Annotated in this window: 20 protein-coding genes and 5 tRNA genes; 19 read left to right on the top strand and 6 right to left on the bottom strand. The window is 61.7% G+C overall.

Annotation, left to right across the window (positions count from 1 at the left end; translation table 11 throughout):
• Window positions 1–16: 16 nt before the first annotated feature.
• A complete protein-coding gene (locus G7Y31_RS10205; RefSeq protein WP_165007103.1) occupies window positions 17–964 on the top strand; it encodes a diacylglycerol/lipid kinase family protein in 948 nt (315 codons plus the stop codon).
• Between the two features lie 115 nt (window positions 965–1,079).
• Here G7Y31_RS10205 and G7Y31_RS10200 read toward each other — a convergent pair whose 3' ends face one another.
• Window positions 1,080–1,847 carry an LmeA family phospholipid-binding protein gene (locus G7Y31_RS10200; RefSeq protein WP_165007100.1) on the bottom strand — a complete coding sequence of 256 codons (768 nt, stop codon included), beginning with the start codon at window positions 1,845–1,847 and terminating at the stop codon, window positions 1,080–1,082.
• Window positions 1,848–1,901: 54 nt separating this feature from the next.
• Here G7Y31_RS10200 and mshD point away from each other — a divergent pair, with 54 nt between their 5' ends.
• The 7 genes from mshD (at window position 1,902) to G7Y31_RS10165 (ending at window position 9,211) form a co-directional block, all read left to right on the top strand.
• Window positions 1,902–2,936: a mycothiol synthase gene (mshD, locus tag G7Y31_RS10195; protein ID WP_165007096.1), complete on the top strand. Its 1,035-nt coding sequence runs from the start codon at window positions 1,902–1,904 to the stop codon at window positions 2,934–2,936.
• A 95-nt stretch (window positions 2,937–3,031) separates the two neighbouring features.
• Window positions 3,032–4,135 (top strand): phosphate ABC transporter substrate-binding protein PstS, encoded by a 1,104-nt coding sequence (pstS, locus tag G7Y31_RS10190; protein WP_244977376.1) that lies wholly within the window; start codon window positions 3,032–3,034, stop codon window positions 4,133–4,135.
• Window positions 4,136–4,163: 28 nt separating this feature from the next.
• On the top strand, window positions 4,164–5,318 hold the full coding sequence (gene pstC / locus G7Y31_RS10185) for a phosphate ABC transporter permease subunit PstC (protein WP_235923194.1): 1,155 nt from the start codon (window positions 4,164–4,166) through the stop codon (window positions 5,316–5,318).
• Between the two features lie 11 nt (window positions 5,319–5,329).
• On the top strand, window positions 5,330–6,235 hold the full coding sequence (gene pstA, locus G7Y31_RS10180; protein ID WP_165007093.1) for a phosphate ABC transporter permease PstA: 906 nt from the start codon (window positions 5,330–5,332) through the stop codon (window positions 6,233–6,235).
• 56 nt (window positions 6,236–6,291) lie between these two features.
• Window positions 6,292–7,065, top strand: coding sequence for a phosphate ABC transporter ATP-binding protein PstB (pstB, locus tag G7Y31_RS10175; RefSeq protein WP_165007090.1), 774 nt, complete (start codon window positions 6,292–6,294; stop codon window positions 7,063–7,065).
• Between the two features lie 530 nt (window positions 7,066–7,595).
• The gene (locus tag G7Y31_RS10170; protein WP_165007087.1) at window positions 7,596–7,823 is read left to right on the top strand and encodes a hypothetical protein; all 228 of its coding nucleotides are present in this window, start codon (window positions 7,596–7,598) and stop codon (window positions 7,821–7,823) included.
• Window positions 7,824–8,062: 239 nt separating this feature from the next.
• Window positions 8,063–9,211: a cytochrome P450 gene (locus G7Y31_RS10165; RefSeq protein WP_165007084.1), complete on the top strand. Its 1,149-nt coding sequence runs from the start codon at window positions 8,063–8,065 to the stop codon at window positions 9,209–9,211.
• Window positions 9,212–9,259: 48 nt separating this feature from the next.
• Here G7Y31_RS10165 and phoU read toward each other — a convergent pair whose 3' ends face one another.
• Entirely contained in the window at window positions 9,260–9,988 is a 729-nt protein-coding gene (gene phoU, locus G7Y31_RS10160; protein WP_165007081.1) for a phosphate signaling complex protein PhoU, read from the bottom strand.
• Window positions 9,989–10,168: 180 nt separating this feature from the next.
• Window positions 10,169–11,359: a tRNA dihydrouridine synthase DusB gene (gene dusB, locus G7Y31_RS10155; RefSeq protein WP_425321640.1), complete on the bottom strand. Its 1,191-nt coding sequence runs from the start codon at window positions 11,357–11,359 to the stop codon at window positions 10,169–10,171.
• 127 nt (window positions 11,360–11,486) lie between these two features.
• Here dusB and G7Y31_RS10150 point away from each other — a divergent pair, with 127 nt between their 5' ends.
• The 3 genes from G7Y31_RS10150 (at window position 11,487) to G7Y31_RS10140 (ending at window position 14,838) form a co-directional block, all read left to right on the top strand.
• Entirely contained in the window at window positions 11,487–12,983 is a 1,497-nt protein-coding gene (locus G7Y31_RS10150) for a succinyl-CoA:acetate CoA-transferase ScpC (protein ID WP_165007078.1), read from the top strand.
• 226 nt (window positions 12,984–13,209) lie between these two features.
• A tRNA-Lys gene (locus tag G7Y31_RS10145) sits at window positions 13,210–13,282 on the top strand.
• Window positions 13,283–13,986: 704 nt separating this feature from the next.
• The gene (locus tag G7Y31_RS10140) at window positions 13,987–14,838 is read left to right on the top strand and encodes a GDSL-type esterase/lipase family protein (RefSeq protein ID WP_165007074.1); all 852 of its coding nucleotides are present in this window, start codon (window positions 13,987–13,989) and stop codon (window positions 14,836–14,838) included.
• 44 nt (window positions 14,839–14,882) lie between these two features.
• On the opposite strand, the gene G7Y31_RS10135 is transcribed toward G7Y31_RS10140, so the two are convergent.
• On the bottom strand, window positions 14,883–15,212 hold the full coding sequence (locus tag G7Y31_RS10135; RefSeq protein WP_165007072.1) for a metal-sensitive transcriptional regulator: 330 nt from the start codon (window positions 15,210–15,212) through the stop codon (window positions 14,883–14,885).
• Between the two features lie 80 nt (window positions 15,213–15,292).
• Between G7Y31_RS10135 and G7Y31_RS10130 the strand changes: the two genes are divergently transcribed.
• From G7Y31_RS10130 to G7Y31_RS10110, 5 genes are all read left to right on the top strand, one after another.
• Window positions 15,293–15,365: transfer RNA gene (locus G7Y31_RS10130), tRNA-Glu, on the top strand.
• A gap of 38 nt (window positions 15,366–15,403) precedes the next feature.
• Window positions 15,404–15,477: transfer RNA gene (locus G7Y31_RS10125), tRNA-Asp, on the top strand.
• A gap of 259 nt (window positions 15,478–15,736) precedes the next feature.
• Window positions 15,737–15,813: transfer RNA gene (locus G7Y31_RS10120), tRNA-Asp, on the top strand.
• A gap of 21 nt (window positions 15,814–15,834) precedes the next feature.
• Window positions 15,835–15,910, top strand: a tRNA-Phe gene (locus tag G7Y31_RS10115).
• Window positions 15,911–16,005: 95 nt separating this feature from the next.
• Window positions 16,006–16,296, top strand: a complete 291-nt coding sequence (locus tag G7Y31_RS10110) for a GNAT family N-acetyltransferase (protein ID WP_413227994.1) — start codon at window positions 16,006–16,008, stop codon at window positions 16,294–16,296.
• A gap of 114 nt (window positions 16,297–16,410) precedes the next feature.
• Here the strand turns inward: G7Y31_RS10110 and epsC are convergent, their stop codons facing one another.
• Together epsC and cysK are read right to left on the bottom strand one after the other, a co-directional pair.
• A complete protein-coding gene (epsC, locus tag G7Y31_RS10105) occupies window positions 16,411–16,974 on the bottom strand; it encodes a serine O-acetyltransferase EpsC (RefSeq protein ID WP_165007066.1) in 564 nt (187 codons plus the stop codon).
• A 77-nt stretch (window positions 16,975–17,051) separates the two neighbouring features.
• Window positions 17,052–17,990 (bottom strand): cysteine synthase A, encoded by a 939-nt coding sequence (gene cysK / locus G7Y31_RS10100; protein ID WP_165007063.1) that lies wholly within the window; start codon window positions 17,988–17,990, stop codon window positions 17,052–17,054.
• 312 nt (window positions 17,991–18,302) lie between these two features.
• On the opposite strand from cysK, the gene ramA reads away from it, so the two are divergent.
• The 3 genes from ramA to G7Y31_RS10085 all read left to right on the top strand — a co-directional run bounded on the left by ramA (window position 18,303) and on the right by G7Y31_RS10085 (window position 20,959).
• Window positions 18,303–19,148, top strand: a complete 846-nt coding sequence (ramA, locus tag G7Y31_RS10095; RefSeq protein ID WP_165007060.1) for an acetate metabolism transcriptional regulator RamA — start codon at window positions 18,303–18,305, stop codon at window positions 19,146–19,148.
• Between the two features lie 11 nt (window positions 19,149–19,159).
• A complete protein-coding gene (murA, locus tag G7Y31_RS10090) occupies window positions 19,160–20,428 on the top strand; it encodes a UDP-N-acetylglucosamine 1-carboxyvinyltransferase (RefSeq protein ID WP_165007057.1) in 1,269 nt (422 codons plus the stop codon).
• A gap of 354 nt (window positions 20,429–20,782) precedes the next feature.
• A complete protein-coding gene (locus G7Y31_RS10085; RefSeq protein WP_165007053.1) occupies window positions 20,783–20,959 on the top strand; it encodes a hypothetical protein in 177 nt (58 codons plus the stop codon).
• The last annotated feature ends 71 nt before the right edge of the window (window positions 20,960–21,030 follow it).

Raw genomic sequence — 21,030 nt, 5'->3', positions numbered from 1 at the left:
ACTAGGCTGGGAGCTCATGCGCGTGATGCTCATTGCTAACCCCAACTCCACCTCCCAGTCGGACGCTTTGGTGCGCGCCGTGGTGGCTCAGCTGCGCAAGGTCCCGGACTTGCAGCTGTTGGTGCGCTTGACACATCGCGCTCGGCACGCAGAGGAGCTGGTGCGGGGTTTGCGGCGGGAGGATTTCGCCGCGGTGGTGGTTTTGGGTGGCGATGGCACCGTTAACGAGGTGGTCAATGGCCTCCTGGGCACTCCGGGTACGCAGCCGCCTGCGGAGGAGCTTCCGGTGCTCGGCGTGATCCCTACCGGTTCCGCCAATGTGTTTGCCCGTGCGCTGGGCTTTGACCATGATCCGGTGCTTGCGGCCCAGACGCTGGCGGGCACTATGGCCTATGACCTGCGCCGTTCCATTCGGCTGGGTACGTTTAACCAGCGCTGGTTTGCCGTCAATGCTGGTTTTGGTCTGGATGCGGACATCCTCGCTGCGGTGGACCGGGCGCGCCAGCAGGGCAGGGCGGCGACTCCGGTGCGCTATTTTTGGGCTTCCCTGCGCGGGTGGCACCGTGCGCGCCGTAATCCGCCGCAGATTAACGTGTTTGCTGATAACGGCGCGCGCACCTTCTCCCTCGAGGCCATCCCCCTGCTGTTTGCCTCCAATACTAACCCGTGGTCTTTCCTGGGCCCGTTGCCCATGGTCACCAACCCCCGCAATTCCTTCGACCACGGTCTGGGACTGTTTGGGGTCAGTGATTTGCAGGGGCCGGCCGGCCTGGCGGGCTTGATGTACCTCTTTGGCGCCCACCACTTCACGCGCACGCGCGTGGTGCAGTTTGACGATGCCCAGTTAGTCGAACTTTCCGTCCCCGGCCACCACCGCTTCCAGGCCGATGGCGAGTCCCAGGGCCGCCTGCACCACGTGGTGTTGCGCTCCATCCCGCAAGCCATTGAGGTCTTTGCCCCGTAGCTTGCCGATGCCCCTGCCGCCGCGCCGTGCCAAAGTTCCCCGCCAGCACCGCCCCGGCTAAGGCCCCTGCCGCGCCGTGCCAAAGGCCCCTGCCGCCGCGCCGCGCGGTCTGCCCCTAGCCCGCTGCTGTCCCTGCCCCCGCCTGTTTGCCATTGCTGTCAAACTCCCCGTCGATTTCCAGCGGGGAGAGTAACCCCAGGTGCAGCGGAATATCCCGCCGCTGGACTTCAAAGGAAATGGTCCCGCCGCGCAGGCTAACTTTGGTGGCCTGGCCGGGAAGCGGCAATTTGCGTGTGTCCAGGGAGAGCGAAAATGCTTCCCGTGCGCGCTCATCGGGGGCGTCGGTAGGTCGCATGTAGAAGCGCTCGCCCACCAGCCGCAGGTCCACTTCGACGGTGGTGGGCTCAGTATCACCGGCAATGGTACCGGTCAGGGTGGCTTCGGCAGAGGTGCCGCCCCCAGGGGAGATGTTCTTGGGGTGGGCAATGTCCAGGTCCGTCATGTCCAGCAGTCTGCCCAGCGCCACCCCGTCCAGGCTGATGGAACGCGACAGCGTCGAGGCCTGCGCTCCCGCAAGCTGCCCACTTAAGACCTGCTGGGGCTCTACGGTGACATCGCGCAAGGTGGTGGAGGCATTGACCAGACCCAGTACGGGGACTTCGACGTCAGTAGAGTGGACTTCCACCAGCGGAATCTCCTTGGTCACGGCCGCAGCCAGGTAGGGCATGCCGCCCACGTAGACGCTCGGCGGGGTTTCCAGGTTGGCGGTGGACTGCACTTGGGTGGAGATGGCGTGTTCGGCATGCATGGCCGTGCCCAGGTCCACCACGGCCCCCAGCAGCACCACGGCTAGGCCCGCTGACACTATTTTGCGTCCCTTCATCCTTATATTCTTACCCCATGCACGCCCCGCGCACTCCCGCTAGGCTGGGGCGCCATGACTAATTTGTCCATAAGTTCGAGCCTGGCTCAAGACCAGGTGCCCGCCGTCCGGCAGTTGCTCCAGCGCGTCGAGTCTGCCGATTCCACCGCCGCCTTCTCCGAGCAGTATCTTCTAGGGCTTGCCGATGCCCGCCTTGCCCACCGTCACTTCCTCGCCACCGTCCCGGGTGCGCCGCAGGTGGTGGGCATCTTGGCCGCCGATGGCCCGGTAGTCGAGTTAGCCGTGGACCCGCAGTGGCGCCGACGTGGGGTGGCCACCGCCTTGCTGGAAGCCGCCCGCGCCGAGTTGGGCCCGCTACAGGTGTGGGCCCACGGAAACCTCCTGTCGGCACAGGCGCTAGCGCAGGCCCACGGTATGCAGCAGCGGCGCGAGCTGCTGGTCATGGAGGTGCGCTCTCCCCACCTGGAAGCCGCTGCGCAATCAGCCGCCGCCCAACCAGAGGCCGCCGCGCAACCAGCCGCTGCCCAGCCCGAGGCTGCCGCGCTACCCGAAGGAGTGTGCCTGCTGTCCTACCCGGAGGCCGTGGCGCGGTGGGGACGTGAGTATGTCGAGTCCGAGTGGGTACGCGTTAATAATGAGGCCTTTGAGTGGCACCCAGAGCAAGGGGGATGGGACATCGGCAGGCTCCGCCGCGGTATGGAGGCACAGTGGTTTGACCCTGCACTGGTGCTGCTGCTGTGGGACACCGCCGCGGAGGCCGACAAACCCCGCCTTGCTGGGTTCCACTGGCTCAAGTGGCATGCGCAGGAAACTGGCGGCGACGGCCAGGATGACAGCAGTGGCGGCGACACTGGCGGCGACTTCGGCGAGGTCTATGTGGTCGGACTGGCCAACGACGCCCGCGGCCGGGGTCTGGGCGCACCCCTGCTGCGAGCTGGGTTGGCGGCCCTGTTAGCCAAGGGGGCGCGCCGGGTCATCCTCTATGTGGAAGCCGACAACGCACCTGCGGTGCGCGCTTATGAAAAGCTGGGCTTTGGGGTAGCGCAACGCCATACGACGTTTGCGGATGAGGGGGCATCGGCAGACTAGGCCTGGCAGACTAGAACACCATCTGGAGCAAAGTTCACCAAGAGTTCACCAAAGTGCCCCTATGGGCTTAACCCTGGGCGGATACGGTGAGCTGTGTGAGCTACTCCAAGACTGTCATTCCCCGTCTTCTGACCTGTGCCGCCGTGGCGCTGACCCCCCTTGCCCTGGTGGCATGCACCGAATCCAGTGACCCAGCCACCACCGCCGCTGACGCTGATAACATCACCGGCCAACTGGTGGGCGAGGGTGCATCCTCCCAGCAAAATGCGATGTCGGTGTTCCAAAAGGCCTTCATCGAGGCCTACCCGAAGGCGGACCTGTCCTACAACGCCTCCGGCTCGGGGGCGGGCATTGAGGCCTTCATCAACGGCACCGCCACTTTCGCCGGCTCCGACTCCGCCCTCAAGGACGAACAAGTAGACCAAGCTGCCGTGCGTTGTGAGGGCAACCCGGCTTGGCACCTGCCGTCGACCATCGGCCCGGTGGCCATTGCCTACCACCTGGATGGCGTGGAAGAGACCATCAACTTGTCCACCCAGAACCTGGCACGCATCTTCAGCGGAGAGGTCACCACCTGGAATGACCCGGCTATCGGCGCCGACAACCCCGGGGTGGCGCTGCCGGACAAGGACATCACCATCATCTTCCGCTCCGACGAGTCCGGAACCTCCGACAACTTCCAGAAGTTCCTCGCCGCCTCCACAGGCGCCTGGAACAGCGAAGGCAAGCAATTTCCTGACACCGTGGGCGAAGGTGCAAACGGTTCTGCCGGCGTGGCTGACCAAGTAGAGAAGATCGACGGTGCCATCACCTACGTGGAGGCCGGGTTTGCCCAGGGGCGCGAGAATATCCGCGTGGCCACCGTCGACTTCGGCTCCGGCCGGGTTGAACTAAACAACCAGACCGTCGAAGCCGCCCTGGACTCCCTCGCCTTCAAGGACACCGACTCCCCGCACAACATGGTGGTAGACACCGAGGCCCTGTTTGCCTCCCGTGGGGAAGGGGCGTACCCGCTGATTCTGACCACCTACAACATCGTCTGCTCAGCTGGCTACGACCAAAGCCAATCTGACCTGGTCAAGGCGTTCTTTAGCACCGCCTTGGACAACCAGGGCGCGCAGCTGGAGCAGGCCGGTTTCATTCCCGTCACCGGCACTCACCTGCAGCGCCTGCGCGACGCAGTAGACGCCATCGCTTAAACCCCTACACACGAAAGAGGAACGCCCCATGGCCGCCCATAAACTCAATGAGGACTTCGATGCGGAGCTAGAGGCGCTGTTGCGTCAAGGCGCCAGCACTGCGGAGTCTGCCGATGCCGCAGGTGCCGCCGCTGCTGGTCCCGGTGCCGTTGCTGCTGGTCCCGGTGCCGTTGCTGCTGGTTCTGGTGCTGGCGCTGGCGCTGGTGCTGGCGCTGGTTCTGGTGCTGGCGCTGCTGACCCGGCGCGCGGGATTAAGCGCCCGGCGGACCGCGTCTTTGAATTCCTCTCCACGTCCTCAGCTACGTTGATCACGGTGATGATCGCCGCGATTGCCGCCTTCTTGCTGTGGCGCGCGGTGCCGGCATTGGCCGCAAACGAGGGTGGACTGGTGGGCTTCTTCACCTACGCGGAACGCTGGGACACCACCAATACCTCCGCTATGCAATTCGGCATCCCCACCCTTTTTGCTAATACGGTGCTCATTTCTGCGGTGGCCTTGGCCATTGCTATGCCGGTAGCCCTGGGTATTGCCATCTTCCTCTCCAGTTATGCGCCGCTGCGCTTGGTCAAACCGTTGGGTTTCTTGGTGGACATGCTCGCGGCAGTGCCCTCGATTGTCTACGGCCTGTGGGGCTGGCAGGTGCTGGGCCCGGCGCTGTCCGGCTTCTACACCTGGCTGGAGTCCTGGGCCGGCGGGTTCTTCCTCTTTACTCTGCATGATAACTCGCCGTCATTTGTTACCGGCCGCAATATCTTCACCGGTGGCATTGTGCTGGCGGTGATGATTGTGCCGATTATCGCAGCTACCGCTCGCGAAGTCTTTGTTCAAACCCCGCCTGGCCAGATTGAATCTGCCCTGGCGCTGGGTGCTACCCGCTGGGAAGTCATCCGCATGACGGTGCTGCCCTTTGGCAAGTCCGGCTATATCGCTGGCTGCATGTTGGGCCTGGGCCGGGCGTTGGGTGAGACCATGGCGCTGTACATGGTCATCTCACCACTGATGGACTTCCGCTTCTCCCTCTTCGATGGCGGTACCACCTTTGCCACGGCCATTGCCTTGGCCTCTGCGGAGTTTGGTAATGAGATGCGCGCCGGAGCCTACATTGCTGCGGGCCTCATGCTCTTCCTGCTGACCTTCGTGGTCAATGCTGTTGCCCGGACCATCGTTAAGAGCAAGCACTAAGGAGACTTGTTGTGACTACCCAGCTCACCGGCGCGCCCCAGCAGCCGACCTTCCTGGAGATTTCGCCCACCCGCAAAGCCACCAACACCCTCGCCACCGTCGCGGTGTGGGCCACCATGGCGCTGGCACTAATTCCACTGCTGTGGGTGGTGTGGGAGTTGGTTTCCCGTGGCCACGGCGCGTTGGTCAACGCTGACTGGTGGATGATCTCCCAGCGCGGCGTGACCAATAGCGAGCCCGGCGGCGGCGCAGCCCACGCCATGATCGGCACCTTTGTCCAAACCCTGTTGGCCACGGTTATCTCTGTGCCCATTGGGGTGTTCACCGCCATCTACCTGGTGGAGTACTCCAACGGTGGCCGTCTCAGCCGCATGACCACCTTCATGGTGGACGTGCTCTCCGGCGTGCCGTCCATCGTGGCCGCCCTCTTCGTCTTTGCCCTGTGGATTACGCTGTTTGGCTTTGAACGCTCCGGCTTTGCCGTGGCCTTGGCGCTGGTGTTGCTGATGATCCCCATTGTGGTCCGCAACACCGAAGAGATGCTGCGCGTAGTCCCCATGGAATTGCGCGAGGCCTCCTACGCCCTGGGCGTTCCCAAGTGGAAGACCATCGCCAAAATTGTCCTGCCCACCGCGCTGTCTGGCATAGTCACCGGCATCATGCTGGCCGTAGCCCGCGTTATGGGCGAGTCCGCCCCAGTGCTGGTGCTGGTGGGAACGTCGTCCTCCATTAACTGGGATGCCTTCCATGGCCCGCAGTCTTCCCTGCCGTTGATGATGTTGGACATGTACAAAGCCGGCGCCCAGCCCGCCGTCCTGGACAAGCTCTGGGGCGCGGCACTGACCCTGGTGCTCATTATCGCGGTGCTCAACATCGCGGCGCGCTATATCTCTGCGAAGTTCTCCGTAAAGAAGTAGCGCCCCGGCCCTGTCACCCGCCACCCGTTCGCCTCCCACACAGAAAGCCTCAGCCCGTGTCTAAGTTGGTCCTCAACGATGTCAATATCTATTACGGTGATTTCCACGCCGTTCAAAACGTGAACATGCGCATTCCCGCCCAGGCGGTAACGGCGTTCATCGGCCCTTCCGGTTGCGGCAAGTCGACCGTGCTGCGCACTATTAACCGCATGCATGAGGTCATCCCGGGAGCCTCGGTGCGCGGGGAGATCCTCCTAGACGGGCACAACATCTATGACCCCAAGGTAGACCCGGTCTCCGTGCGCAACACCATCGGCATGGTCTTCCAAAAGCCCAACCCGTTTCCCACCATGTCTATTGAAGAAAACGTGGTCGCCGGCCTCAAGTTGGCGGGGGAGAAGAATAAGAAAAAGCTCAAGGAGGTCGCTGAGCGTTCCCTGCGCGGTGCCAACCTGTGGGATGAGGTCAAAGATCGCCTGGACAAGCCCGGCGGTGGGCTTTCTGGCGGCCAGCAGCAGCGCCTGTGCATCGCGCGAGCCATCGCTGTGGAACCGGAGGTCCTGCTCATGGACGAGCCCTGCTCCGCCCTGGACCCCATTTCCACGCTGGCGGTAGAAGACCTCATTCACGAGTTGAAGGAAAACTTCACCATCGTCATCGTTACCCACAACATGCAGCAAGCCGCCCGCGTGTCCGATAAGACCGGCTTCTTCTCCCTGGAAGCCACCGGCAAGCCCGGCCACTTAGTCGAGTTCAACGACACCAAGCAGATCTTTGAAAACCCCGCCAAGAAGGAAACTGAGGACTACATCTCCGGCCGCTTCGGCTGATCTCGCCCTAAAGTCCTTCGGCTAGGCCCGCCCTAAAATTCTTCGGCTGATCTCGCCCTAAAGTCGCTGCGCGCCTTTCCTCGGCGACGTATAGTGATTGGAGACACTATGTCCCCTATCCCTAGGAGTTACCGTGAAGGCTCGAGATTCGTATTGGATAGCGGCGGCTGGCCACCACCCTATTAAATCGGCAAGGAGTTAGGGTAGTGGGCTTTCATGAGACTCAGTTTCTGGCGGAGATGGCTATTCCTCTGGTGTTGCTAGCGTTGATTGGCACACCAGTTGTTCGCAGGGCTTTGCGGACGGCCAATCGCACCGGGGACACCGGCGCGCGACGGCGCATGCTTGTGGGTAGTGCAAAGGCTGCACTGTGTGGCTTAATTCCGCCGGTGGTTTGGTTGTCCTGGAATTCCACCACCACCTTTTGGGACACGTATCGCTACGGGGCGCCTACGCAGTTTCCTGTGTGGCAGATAGTTGCCTGTGGGGTAACGTTAGGCCTGCTTGGCGTGTACTTAAACCTCAAAGTAATGCAGAATGGCTTTGACATCGCGTTGTATTCATTGATGATGGGTACCGGGTTCGCCCTGGCTTTCTCCTTGGGACTACGCGCTTCTGTGGCCAGTCAAGACGGCATCGGCACGGTGTTGGCCTTCGTAGGGATCGGGCTGGCAGCGTTCATCTTTAGCAAGGCGGTCCAGAAGATCTGCGCCCTGGTCATTTGGGTCCGTGACCGCCGGGCAAGGCTGAACCGCTAGAAGGGTCAATACATAATGCGAAGTCTTGACGCGTGGCAGCTCATCGGTTCGCTAGTGCTGCCGCTGATTAATCCTGGTGGCAAGCGCTCTGCTGCTGCGTGAGCCAGATGCTTCTGCTTGCGTGGACAGGCAGGCGAGGCGCGTGCCCATGCTTCGCAAAGGCACCGGCGGCGACACCCTCTAGATCCCTGGCGGGGCCAAGGGTTTGTCCCGCCTCTGGCAGGGCTAACGTAGGAGCCATGACTGACCATGAACGCCCCCGTGAACCCCAGAATGAACCCGAGCATGAATGCCAGCGTGAACCACAGCAGGATCCCCGCGAGTATGCCATTGCTCTCCACCAAGACAAGGTGGGGGCGACGCTCCAGGGCGAAGATGGAGAGCGTGAGCTGGTGATAGTCGGTCACAAAGAGGTGGTGGAGGCAGCGCAGAATCCGCAGGTGTTTTCCTCCGCGGTCTCTGCCCACTTGCAGCTTCCCAACGGTTTGGACGGCCAGGAGCACCAGCGGGTGCGCGCGTTAGTCGATAGCTACTTGGCACCAGAGGTTGTTGCGGAGTTTGCCGGGAAGTTTGCGGCCGTGGCAGATGAGGTAGTCGCAGATGGCGAATTGATGCAAGACCCCACCCGGGCTGCGGATGTTTTTGCAGTGCGCGCCATGTTGCGGTGGCTAAGCTGGCTCGCCGCGTTGGAGGCTCCGCTGCTGGACTGGATGGAGCGAAGTGAACAGCTCGCGGCGGTCAAGGACCGGGAACTTGCCGCAGCGGTGGCGCAGGAGTATGACCAGCTAGTCACCCAGGCCGTGGCGGCAGCTCCCAAGGGTTCAGTCACTCACCACCTGGCCCACAGCCACGACCTTGAACATGCAGAGATCGTCTCTATTCTGCGCAATTGGACGGCGGGGGACCTGCGTTCGCTGGCCAAGTGCATCATCGTCATAGCCCAGGGCCTGGCCACCCGCCGGGAGGTACAGGAGCGGTTGCGGGAGGGGGCATCGGCAGAAGAGTTTGCTGCTATAGCCAATGAATTATTGCGGATGGATGATCCGTTTGTGTCCAACCGGCGTATCACCACCTGCCCGGTGAGCATCGGCGGGCAAGACGTTCCCGCCGGTCAGCGCGTACGGCTGCACTGGACGGGCGCCAACCTGGACCCGAGCGTCTTTTCCGGTTTCGACTCGCAAGCGCATGCAGACGCCAACCTGGTATGGGGCACTGGCGTGCACGCGTGTCCCGGCAAGGAGCTCTCCCTGCGTGAGTTGGAGGCCTTCTTTACGCGGCTGCTGCGCGACTATGAGATTGAGCTGCAAAGTGGCCCTAGCGGACGTAGTGCGCGGCGCAGCCCGACCGGTGGTTGGGAGACCACTCCGGTGCATTTCGCGCGGCTGTAGATCCGATGATGAGGCCGACCTCCTGGCCACACACCTATCAGCCCAGGCTTAGCGGCGGAATTGCCGCTCCAGGGCCTCGAAGCGGGCCTCGAAAGCATCATGCTGGGCGTCTTCATCTTTCTTGGCCAGGTACTGCTCGGGGGCTAGGCCAGTAACCAAGAAGACCACCCGGGAATTTACGCTAACGGCGTGGTCAGCGAAGCGTTCATAGAAGCGTGACAACAGTGCCATGTCCACGGCCTGGCGGGTGGTGTGGCCCCACTCGCGCATGGTGAGCAAGCCGATGATGTGCTCATTAATATCATCAATGGCGTCATCATCCTTAGCCGCGGCGATGGCGACTTCCGGGTCCGGTTCGATAAGGATGTCGCGCGTCTGGGCCACCATCTGCAGGCAGATACGGAACATCTCTTCAAAAAATCCCCGGTGCTCCTCCGGCACCGCGCACTCCGGGTGGCGGCGCCGGGCAGTGTTGGCCACGTGGCGCACCAGCTGGCCCATGCGGAAAAGGTCTTCAACGATATAGATGGAAGACACCACTTGGCGCAAGTCCTTGCCCATGGGATTTTCCAGGGCCAGTAGAGTGACCGCACGGGACTCACAGCGGGCGCGGGTTTCTTCCAACTCGTCTTTTAAAGACAGGGTTTCTTCGGCTTTTTGCAGGTCAGAATGCAATAGTCCCTGGGAGGCTAGGGTGAGCATGTCGCGGACGGTGTCACACATGACAATGAGGTCATGGGAGAAATTGTCTAGGTGTTCACGATAAGCCGCTCGCATGCCCCAAATCCTATAATGTGCGAGCGCCTTTTGCACGCCCCGCACGCCCCGCACGTTCTCGCATGCTCCCGCACGCTCCCGCACGCTCCCGCACGCTCGAGCATGCTCCCGCACGCTTCCGGCACCTCCAGTGTGCAGTGCAGCCGGTGGTCGGATGCCATGGCGGCCAACCGGGTGGGTCTAACCCCCGGAGTTCATCATGTCCGCCCCGGCAGGCACAGTGTCATCCTCAGGGTCATCCAACCAACCGTCGGGCAGCGCCACCTTGGACGGCGACCCCTGGCGGCCGCGCGGGCCGGAGGCATCGTCAGCCACGGCATCGGAGTCAGCCCACGGGGCCAGCAAATCACGCAGAGCCTGCAGGGAGGAAACCTGCGCCAGCTGAGCACGCACCTGGCCGCCTACCGGAAAACCCCGCATGTACCAGGCAATATGCTTGCGGATGTCCCGCGATGCCGCGCGCTCACCATCATAGGCAGCCAGCAACTCCGCATGTCGAATGATGATCTGGGTGACCTCGCCCAACGTAGGCGGCGCAGGCAGCGGAAGGCCGCGCAGCTGGGCGGACAATTCCGCAAAAAGCCACGGCCGGCCCAGGCACCCGCGGCCCACCTGCACACCATCGCAACCGGTCGCGTCCATCATCCGCTTCGCGTCATCGGCCCGAAAAATATCCCCATTACCCAGCACCGGCACGCCAGTGTCCGCCAAGTGCTCCTTGAGGCGAGCAATCTCCTCCCACCGTGCCGTGCCAGAGTAACGCTGGGCTGCGGTGCGCCCATGCAGCGTCACTGCCGATGCCCCGTTATCCACCGCAATCCTGCCCGCCTCCAGGTGGGTGTGGTGTTCATCGTCTATACCAATGCGCATCTTGACCGTGACCGGGACCCTGCTTCCTTCGGTTGCCTTGACCGCGGCGGCGACGATATTGCCAAACAAGCGCCGCTTGTAGGGGAGGGCAGAACCACCCCCGCGGCGGGTGACTTTGGGCACAGGGCAGCCAAAGTTCATGTCAATGTGATCGGCGAGGTTTTCGTCCACAATCATCTTCGCCGCCCGGTAGGTGTAGTCCGGGTCTACCGTGTAAAGCTGCAGGGAGCGCGGGTTTTCCTCCGGAGCGAAGGTGGTCATGTGCAGAGTCTTTTCATTGCGCTCCACCAAAGCGCGGGCGGTGACCATCTCGCAGACATAGAGGCCGGAAACAGTGCCTGTGCGGGCGAGCTCTTGTTCGCGGCATAACGTGCGAAAAGCCACGTTGGTAACCCCGGCCATGGGGGCGAGGATGACCGGGGAGGCTAGCTCGATATTTCCAATGCGCACATTCACTCCCACATTCTCTACTTCCGGCAGGTTGCAGGCAAATTCCTTCATCGCTAGCCCCTATAACAAAAATTCGCTATTGTGGTCTGCGTAACGTCAGCCTACCGGGGCGCGCGATGTGTGCGTGCCGGGAGCCTGAGATGCACACTTCAACCTTTTTGATATGAGGAGGCACGCTTTGACTGAGCGTATCGGTTATTACAAGGACCTGGTTGTTTCCGCAGAGGAGGCAGCGAAGCATGTAAACCACGGTGACCGGGTAGGCATCTCCGGCTTCACCGGTGCGGGTTACCCCAAGGCCCTGCCAGCCGCTATTGCGGAAAAGGCCAAGGCCGCTCACGCCAAGGGTGAAGAGTTCACCATCGACTTGTTCTCCGGCGCCTCCACCGCACCAGACTGCGACGGTGTACTGGCAGAGGCAAAAGCAATCCGCTTCCGCTCCCCGTACAACTCTGACCCACTGCTGCGTAACCAGTTCAATGACGGCACCGCCCTCTACCAGGACATTCACCTGTCCCACTCCGGCCAGCAGGTAGAGGAAGGCTTCTACGGCGACTTCCAGGTTGCCATCATTGAGGCAGTGCGCATTACCGAGGACGGCAACATTGTGCCGTCCTCCGCAGTGGGCAACAACCTGGAGTACATCGACGCTGCTGAAAAGATCATCATCGAGGTCAACGAGTGGCAGTCCCTCAACCTTGAGGGTATGCACGACATTTACAAGCTTGAGAAGCTTCCCAACCGCCAGCCCATCCCGATTACCAAGCCGGGCGACCGTGTTGGCACGACCTTCATCGAGCTGCCGAAGGAGAAGGTTGTTGCCGTCGTGGAGACCAACGCTCCGGACCGCAATGCCGCGTTCAAGGCACCGGATGAGGTCTCTGAGAAGATCGCCGCCAACTTCATTGAGTTCCTGGAGGGCGAGGTCGCCGCTGGCCGCCTGGCGTACGACGGCTTCATCATGCAGTCCGGCGTGGGCAATGTTCCCAACGCCGTGATGGCTGGCCTGTTGGACTCCAAGTTTGAAAACATCCAGGCCTACACCGAGGTTATCCAGGACGGCATGGTGGACCTCATCGACGCCGGCAAGATGACCGTGGCTTCCGCCACCTCCTTCGCGCTGTCCCCCGAGTACGCGGACCGCATGAATGAGAAGGCAGACAAGTACCGCGAGTCCATCATCCTGCGCCCGCAGCAGATCTCCAACCACCCGGAGGTCATCCGCCGCGTGGGCCTGATCTCCTCCAACGGCATGATCGAGGCCGACATCTACGGCAACATCAACTCCACCAACGTGGGCGGCTCCCGCATCATGAACGGTACCGGCGGTTCCGGTGACTTCACCCGCAACGGTTACATCACCACCTTCGTCTCCCCGTCCGTGGCTAAGGACGGCGCCATCTCCGCTATCGTGCCGTTCGTCTCCCACACCGACCACACCGAGCACGACACCATGGTCATCATCACTGAGTACGGTGTAGCAGACCTGCGCGGCCTGGCTCCGCGTGAGCGTGCGGAGAAGGTTATTGCGGTGGCTCACCCGGACTACCGTCCACTGCTGCAGGAGTACTTCGAGCGCGCACAGGCCAACAAGTTCCAGCACACCCCGCATGACCTGAAGACCGCTTTCGACTTCCAGGTCAACTTCGCTGAGAAGGGCGATATGCGCGGCTAATCGCACCGTGCTGCGGACTTAACCCCCGGCTTAGCTTTAGCCCTGGCCCGTGCCCTGGTTGTAGACGGGCCCGTGGTCTGGTTGTAGCCTGGTCGCTGGCTTTGCTTAGCCCGACCCCGGCTCAGCTTTAGCCGGTCCCCTGGCTTTGCTTAGCCCGACCCCGGCTCAGCTGAGTCCGGGGGTTATTTCGTCTTTGCCGCCCTGGCTAGTAAACTAGTGCGGCGTTGGGCCTTTAGCTCAGTTGGTAGAGCTACGGACTTTTAATCCGCAGGTCCCGGGTTCGAGCCCCGGAGGGCCCACTTTTAGCCAAAACCCCTGGTCGTGATTGACCGGGGGTTTGCTGCTGTTGTCGGGCCGAATGGGCCTAATGGTCAAAATGTGTTGGCACCAAGTTGCACATCTGATGACGTGGCCCCCTGGGCCCGCCCCGGCCCCCTCGGCCCCGGCACTCCCAAGCCAGTGAACCCGGTCCCTCTACTTGTATATATCGCCGGATAGTTTCATATACAGGTGGTCCCTGAGTGAATCCGTTTTCCCAGGTCGCAGATCGGGATCGAGGCTACTTGTATATATCGCGGGATAGTTTCATATACAGGTAGCGCGTGGGGCAGATGGGATCAACGTGTAGAGGCGATGGAACGAGTGCACCGCGGGAAGTGGGATAAGCAGCCAGAGGTGATGGGACTACCGGCCCGTGGTAGCGCGCGGACCAGCTGTCGCACGGGAATTAGTCAGCTCGCGACTACGGAAAATGGCCCGTAAAGGGCAGGGTGGGGGAGCATGCGCTAAAATTTTTGCCGTTGTGACTGTTGTCTTAATAGAGGAGCAATTTTAAGCTATGGCCGCCCGCTATTCCCTACGCCTGCGCCACCGTATAGCCACCGTGAGGACCGCTGTGTCCAGCGCAGCATCCGCCCCGGCCCTTGCAGGCAGGTCCACCACGGCCCTTGCAGGCAGGTTCGCCATGGTCCGCGCAGCACGGACCGCCACAGCCCGCGCGACGATGGCTGTTGTCGCCTCTGTCGCCTTTGTTGCGACACTTGGTGCCGTGGCTCCGGTGGCCGGGGCCCAACCGGCCGGGGCGCAGGCAGTATTCTTCGGCGATTCTTTCCTGGCCAACCCTGCGTACCGCGACGTCGCTTCGCTTCGCGGCCACTTCGAGCGCTCGGGGCTCTCCTCCCACTCGCGGCTCGGCTCTCAGCCGGGCGCGCCATCTCCCCAGGGCTGCCCGCAGGGCGATCAGACCGTTGCTAAGGCTTATGGGGAAATTCACCGGGTCTCTGTGGCCAACTATGCTTGCTCGGCGGCCAAGATGGCCGGTCCGTCGGCTCGGCGCTCGGTTGGCGACCAAATCAGCGGAGCCATCGCCCGCGGGGACCTAGGCCCGGCAACCGGGAAAGTCTTTATCCAGGCCGGTGCAAACGATCTGCCCGATATTCTGGCCGGCCAGATGGGCTCGAGTGCAGGGGTCTTTAACTCTGCGGTGGTCAACCACGTGCGCCGGGTGCGCGAGGCAGCCCCGGGCGCCGAGGTGGTCATTGTGGGCTACCCGGCTATTGCTGCGGAAAACGGCGCGGTGTGTCCCGTTCGCGTTCAGGGGGAGCGCGCGGGCTTCAACCTCGACTTCGCGGGTGCGGTGCGTGCCGGTGAGGACACGGTGGGGGCGGCATTGTCCCAGGCTGCCGCCCAGGCCGGGGTGCGCTACGTGAACCTGCGCGCGGCGACCCTGCCGGGCAATATGTGCGCCCCGGATAGCGTGCGCAACGTCGCCGGTGTGCTGGAGCACAGTGCCGGCCACAATCTTTACAATCACCTCACTCATCGTGGAGTCTGGCAGGTTGCCCGTATTATTTAGCCAGAGCTTGCCGATGCCGCAACATCGGCAAGCTTTGCAGGGGGCTAGCTTTTGACCATCTTCTTGATGGCGTGCATGGCTTCCTCCAGCTTGGCGTTGGCTTCGGTGGGGTTGTTGGCCGCGCCGGCGACGCAATGCGCAATGTGATCCTCCAGGAGGGCGAGGGCGACGTTTTCCAACGCGGACGTGACTGCCGAAATCTGGGTGATGATGTCGATGCAGTACTGGTCTTCATCGACCATCCGCTGGATGCCGCGGGCCTGGCCCTCGATGCGGCGCAGGCGGGCAAGGTAGCGCGACTTAGACTGGGCATTTGAGTTATAACCGTGGACTCCGGGCTCGTGACAAGTGCAAGGTTGTGGCTGCTCAGGCATGGTTTTCTGGCTCCTTTTTTGCGCAATTTTGTCAGCATTGGCTTGTACAGTATAGTTCTAAAAGTCGCCTGGTGCGACGGGCCCCCATCGTCTAGCGGCCTAGGACACTGCCCTTTCACGGCAGCGGCACGGGTTCGAATCCCGTTGGGGGTACGAAGGACTTCTCCCTTCGTACGTTAATAAACGAATATGGCCCTGTGGCGCAGTTGGTTAGCGCGCCGCCCTGTCACGGCGGAGGTCGCGGGTTCAAGTCCCGTCAGGGTCGCTTTCAGTGCCGGTCTCAATTTTGAGGCCGGCACTTTTGCGTCTGTGCAGTGCTGTGCCTTCGTAGCGCTTGCCGCTGTGCCTGCGTAGCGCTTGGGCCTGCGCCTGCCGCGCTTCATGGGCCCGGCAGGGGGCGCCGTTGCTGCGCTGACGGCTAGAAGAGGGGGCGAAAACGCTGATTGAGGTGCGGATTTGTTGAGCTTTCCTATCGTTGTGTAGAGTAATGAGCCGTGCCAGAGAGCACCACGATAATGAAATATGGCCCTGTGGCGCAGTTGGTTAGCGCGCCGCCCTGTCACGGCGGAGGTCGCGGGTTCAAGTCCCGTCAGGGTCGCCAAGATTGCCTTGGGTAGTCTTCGGCCAGATAGCTCAGTCGGTAGAGCACACGCCTGAAAAGTGTGGGGTCGCCAGTTCGATCCTGGCTCTGGCCACCATCAATCCCCTCCCTCGCGGAGGGGATTTTTGTTTCTCCGGGCCACCAGTTGGGGCCCGCCGACGCGTGCGGCGAATTACAGGCATAATGGCGTGCATGACTTCTCAGAACGAACAATCAGTTGCCCACCAGACCGATAAGGCCCGCTTCGTCATCACTGTTGACGGAGAAGAGGCCGGATTTGTCCAATACACCGACGCCGAACGCACCCGGGACTTCCACCACACGGAGGTTTTCTCCCAGTTCCAGGGCCAGGGACTGTCCAAGCCGCTGATCAAGGCCGCATTGGATGATGCCCGCGAGGCCGGCTACAAAGTCATCGCCTCCTGTAGCGCCGTAGAGGCCTTCATTAACAAAAACGAGGACTACGCAGACTTGTTGGCCTAAACACCAGCCAGGAACCCCTCGGCGGGGGTCTGGGTGGGTAGAGGGGGCATCGGCAAGCTCTAGCAAAAAGGCCACCAGAACCTAAAGAAGGAACTGGTGGCCTGAAGGGGAAAGCTAGATGTAGTAGTCCGGGTCCACGAGCTTGACGCGTTCATCGGGGTTGCGGGGGCGGGACTTGGCGGGAATGCCCACCGCGATGTGCTGGGCGGGGACGTCCTTGGTCACCACCGCGTTGGCACCCACAGCGCTACCGGCGCCGATGGTAATGGGGCCCAGGACCTTGGCCCCAGCACCGATGGTTACGCCGTCTTCAATAGTGGGGTGGCGCTTGGTCTGGGTGAGGACCTGGCCGCCCAGGGTGACGCCGTGGTAGAGCATGACGTCATCGCCAATCTCTGCGGTCTCCCCAATCACAATGCCCATGCCGTGGTCGATGAAGAAACGGCGGCCAATGGTCGCCCCCGGGTGAATCTCCACGCCGGTGAGGAAGCGAGTGGCCTGGGCCAAAATGCGGGCCGGGCCCTTGAGGCCGCGCTTCCACAGCGCGTGTGCCGCCCGGTGGGCCCAAATGGCATGCAGGCCGGAATAGACGATCGCGTTTTCTACATCACCGCGCGCAGCTGGGTCATGCTCCCGGGCGTTTGCTAGATCCTCGCGGATCATCGAGATTAGGTTCATGGGGTCCTATCCTAGTGCGAAAGAAAAAACGCCTGCCAAATTTGGCGGGCGTTTTATTCAGGGGTAGCGGCAGGCGATTAGGCCTCGCGGATGTCCTCGAAGAGGACGGTGGAGACGTAGCGCTCGCCGAAGTCCGGTGCCACGACCACAATGGTCTTGCCCGCGAACTCCTCGCGGTCAGCCAGCTTGAGGGCTGCGGAGACGTTAGCGCCGGCGGAGATGCCAACCAGCAGGCCTTCCTCGGTGGCCAGCTTGCGGGCGTACTCGATGGCTTCCTCGTTGGTGGCGGTGAGGATCTCATCCACCAGGTTGCGGTCCAGAACCTCCGGAATGAAGTTGGCGCCCAGGCCCTGGATCTTGTGCGGGCCGGCCTTGCCTTCGGTCAGCAGCGGGGAGGCGGCGGGCTCAACGGCGACCAGCTTGATGTCTGCGTTTTGCTCCTTGAGGTAGCGGCCCGCACCGGTGATGGTGCCGCCGGTGCCCACGCCAGCGACGAAGGCATCAATCTGGCCGTCGGTGTCATTCCAGATCTCCGGGCCGGTGGTCTCGAAGTGGATCTTCGGATTGGCGGAGTTGCCGAACTGGCGGGCCAGGATGGCGTTGTCGGTCTCAGCCAGAATCTCGTTGGCCTTGTCCACGGCACCCTGCATGCCGGCGGCACCAGGGGTGAGGATGATCTGTGCACCGTAGGCACGCAGCAGCACCTTGCGCTCGTTGGACATGGTCTCCGGCATGGTCAGGATGACCTTGTAGCCCTTGGCCGCGCCAGCCAGTGCCAGGGCGATGCCGGTGTTGCCAGAGGTGGCTTCCACGATGGTGCCGCCGGGCTTGAGTTCTCCCGATGCCTCCGCAGCCTCAATGATGGCCCGCCCAATGCGGTCCTTAACGGAGTTAGCGGGGTTGAAGGACTCGACCTTGACCAGGACGGTTGCCTTCTTGCCTTCGGTAAGGCGGTTGAGGCGGACCAGGGGGGTGCCGCCGATGGTGTCCAGGATGGTGTCGTAAATCTGCGCCATGCTTGTGTGGCCTCCTTAAGGCTTGTTGCTCTGAATCTCTAGTTTGTTGTTTCTTGCGGGCGTTGCACCGCATCCCACCCTACACTACACACCTAGACCGAGTAGTACACAAGAAATAGACCGATTTTTATTCAGGGACTTCTTGTTGGGTTTCTGGTTATGGCTTGAGTTATGGGGCTGATGGGATTAGGTGGAGGTGGTGGGTGTGGCTTAGAATTACCCCCGCAAGCCGAATTTCTATCGGAGAATTGCCCGCTTTGCCAAGCGGGCTAAGGGTAACTTTTTGGGTGCCCCCGACGTTGGAGAAGTTTCATGGACACGGTCCGCATCAAAACCAGAGATGACGATGAAGCCGTCCGTACCGCTCTGTCTTCTTTGAAGACCGCCACCGGTATCCCCGTCACCATGTACGGAACCTTGCTCGCAGATAATCGCCTGCAAATCACCCAGTGGGTCGGGTTGCGAACGCCTGCGTTGCATAACCTCATCATTGACGCCGGGGTGGGCGTGGGGGGCCGCGTGGTCTCTACCCGCCGCGCCGTCGGTGTCACGGACTACACCCGGGCTAATACCATTTCACATGAAAATGATCGCCTGATTCAGGATGAGGGGCTTCATTCCATCGTGGCCGTGCCGGTGATTGTGCAGCGCGAAATTCGTGGTGTTCTCTATGTAGGCGTCCATTCTCCGGTCCGTCTGGGGGACAAGGTGATTGAGGAGGTCACCATGACGGCCCGCACCCTGGAACAGGATCTAGCGGTGAACTCCGCCATGCGCCGGGCAGAGGGCGTGCGCGGCACTCTTGCGCGCGTCGGCTCCTTGAGCGGGGCGGAATGGGAGCAGATCCGCTCCACGCACTCCAAACTGCGCATGCTGGCTAACCGGCTGGAAGACGATGATGTGCGCAAGGAACTGGAAGTCCTGTGCGATCAAATGGTCTCCCCGGTGCGTGTGAAGCAATCCACCAAGTTGTCCGCCCGCGAGCTGGACGTTCTTTCCTGCGTGGCACTTGGGCACACCAACGTGGAAGCCGCGGAAGAGATGGGCATCGGCGCAGAGACTGTGAAGTCTTATCTGCGCTCCGTTATGCGCAAGCTGGGCGCCCACACTCGCTATGAGGCGGTCAACGCCGCGCGGCGTATTGGCGCGTTGCCGTAAACTGTCTCCCTGTGAAAGACATCTTTATTGTTTCCGGTGGTGCCCGCCTGTCCGGCACGGTTTCCGTGGACGGCGCCAAAAACTCGGTGCTCAAACTCATGGCGGCCGCGCTGTTGGCGGAGGGCACCACCACGCTGACTAATTGCCCGGAGATTCTCGATGTCCCCTTGATGAAGAAGGTCCTCGAGGGCCTGGGCTGCACGGTTGAGATTAGTGGTGATCGGGTGGACATCACCACCCCGGCCACGTTGGCGTCGAACGCTGACTTTGATGCCGTGCGCCAATTTCGTGCCTCGGTGTGCGTGTTGGGGCCGTTGACCGCGCGGTGCGGGCACGCGAAAGTGGCGCTGCCCGGCGGGGATGCGATTGGTTCGCGGCCTTTAGATATGCACCAGTCGGGTTTGGAGAAGATGGGTGCGCGCACGCGCATTGAGCATGGTGCGGTGGTGGCAGAGGCCGACGGTCTCACAGGTGCGCACATTCACTTGGATTTTCCGTCGGTGGGCGCAACGGAAAACATTCTGACGGCCGCGGTCTTGGCGCAGGGCACAACCGTGCTGGACAACGCCGCGCGCGAGCCGGAGATTGTGGATTTGTGTGAGATGTTGGTGTCTATGGGCGCCAAGATTTCCGGTGCGGGCAGTTCCACTATCACCATCGAGGGGGTTGATTGCCTCCAGCCCACCCAGCACAAGGTTATTGGCGACCGCATTGTCGCAGGTACCTGGGCTTATGCCGCCGCTATGACCAGGGGAGACATCACGGTGACAGGCATTGCGCCGCGGCACCTGCATTTGCCGCTGGAGAAGCTGAAGTCCGCAGGTGCCACCGTCGAGTCTTATGAGAATGGATTTCGCGTACGCATGGACGGCCGCCCCCGGGCGGTGAACTTCCAAACCCTGCCGTTCCCCGGTTTCCCCACGGACTTGCAGCCGATGGCTATTGGCCTGTCCGCAGTTGCGGAGGGAACCACCATGATCACGGAGAATGTGTTCGAGTCCCGCTTCCGCTTCGTTGATGAGATGATGCGCCTCGGTGCCGACTGCACTGTCGACGGCCATCATGTGGTGATTCGTGGCCAGGAGCAGTTGTCTTCGACTCACGTGTGGTCTTCGGACATTCGCGCCGGTGCAGGATTGGTGCTAGCCGCCTTTTGTGCTGATGAGACCTCCACTATCCACGACGTCTATCACATTGACCGCGGCTACCCGAAGTTCGTGGAGAATCTCCGCGCCCTCGGTGCCGAAGTCCACCGCTCCCAGGAGGAGAGTCTGTATTAGCTCCGTCGCCCTCTGCCTACAGTGCTTGCCGATGCCGCTTGTGGGTGGGGGGTTTGTTGGTGGTTGGGGTTGTTGGTGGTTGGGGTTGTTTGGGTGGTGGTTGGTGTGGGGTGGAATTGGGGTGTGGGCTGGGGATTTGTGTTGATGGTTGGGTGTGTGTAGATTTATCCGAGTCGCCAGCGAGGTGGCCGGTTGGTCTTCTGGTTGGTGGTTCCTGGTTGGGAGTGCTGATTTGACTGTGGTTGGTTGGTTCTTCTAGAGTGGGACGAGCTGCTCTGCTGAGTGTGGGCCCTGTGTTGTGGGTCGGTGTTTGGTGGGTGTGCTGATGTTGTTTGAGAACTCAATAGTGTGCCAATGTACTTTTATTTTTGTTTGTCTGCTGTGGCGGTCATTGTGGTGGAAGTGTGTTGTGCTGGCTGCGCCTGTTTTGTGGGTGTGGTTGGTTGGTGTGTGCCGGGTGATGCCCTGTTCCGAATGTGGGGTGTCACTGTAAAAGAACTGATAATTTTTGGTTTGGTGCATACTGTTTAAAAGTCGCATTTTTGCTGTGGTGGCGTTTGTTGTCATGGTGGTAACCGGACCGTCTGGGCTTCCTCGTCGGT

Source organism: Corynebacterium lizhenjunii (assembly GCF_011038655.2).
Lineage (GTDB): Bacteria > Actinomycetota > Actinomycetes > Mycobacteriales > Mycobacteriaceae > Corynebacterium > Corynebacterium lizhenjunii.
This window is presented reverse-complemented; position numbering and strand designations above follow the sequence as displayed.

Coding starts and splice junctions, on each gene's coding strand:
- G7Y31_RS10205 (WP_165007103.1), top strand. CDS start 17: ATGCGCGTGATGCTCATTGCTAACCCCAACTCCACCTCCCAGTCGGAC.
- G7Y31_RS10200 (WP_165007100.1), bottom strand. CDS start 1,847: ATGAAGGGACGCAAAATAGTGTCAGCGGGCCTAGCCGTGGTGCTGCTG.
- mshD (WP_165007096.1), top strand. CDS start 1,902: ATGACTAATTTGTCCATAAGTTCGAGCCTGGCTCAAGACCAGGTGCCC.
- pstC (WP_235923194.1), top strand. CDS start 4,164: ATGGCCGCCCATAAACTCAATGAGGACTTCGATGCGGAGCTAGAGGCG.
- G7Y31_RS10170 (WP_165007087.1), top strand. CDS start 7,596: ATGCAGAATGGCTTTGACATCGCGTTGTATTCATTGATGATGGGTACC.
- G7Y31_RS10165 (WP_165007084.1), top strand. CDS start 8,063: ATGACTGACCATGAACGCCCCCGTGAACCCCAGAATGAACCCGAGCAT.
- phoU (WP_165007081.1), bottom strand. CDS start 9,988: ATGCGAGCGGCTTATCGTGAACACCTAGACAATTTCTCCCATGACCTC.
- dusB (WP_425321640.1), bottom strand. CDS start 11,359: ATGAAGGAATTTGCCTGCAACCTGCCGGAAGTAGAGAATGTGGGAGTG.
- G7Y31_RS10140 (WP_165007074.1), top strand. CDS start 13,987: ATGGCTGTTGTCGCCTCTGTCGCCTTTGTTGCGACACTTGGTGCCGTG.
- G7Y31_RS10135 (WP_165007072.1), bottom strand. CDS start 15,212: ATGCCTGAGCAGCCACAACCTTGCACTTGTCACGAGCCCGGAGTCCAC.
- G7Y31_RS10110 (WP_413227994.1), top strand. CDS start 16,006: ATGACTTCTCAGAACGAACAATCAGTTGCCCACCAGACCGATAAGGCC.
- epsC (WP_165007066.1), bottom strand. CDS start 16,974: ATGAACCTAATCTCGATGATCCGCGAGGATCTAGCAAACGCCCGGGAG.
- cysK (WP_165007063.1), bottom strand. CDS start 17,990: ATGGCGCAGATTTACGACACCATCCTGGACACCATCGGCGGCACCCCC.
- ramA (WP_165007060.1), top strand. CDS start 18,303: ATGGACACGGTCCGCATCAAAACCAGAGATGACGATGAAGCCGTCCGT.
- G7Y31_RS10085 (WP_165007053.1), top strand. CDS start 20,783: ATGTACTTTTATTTTTGTTTGTCTGCTGTGGCGGTCATTGTGGTGGAA.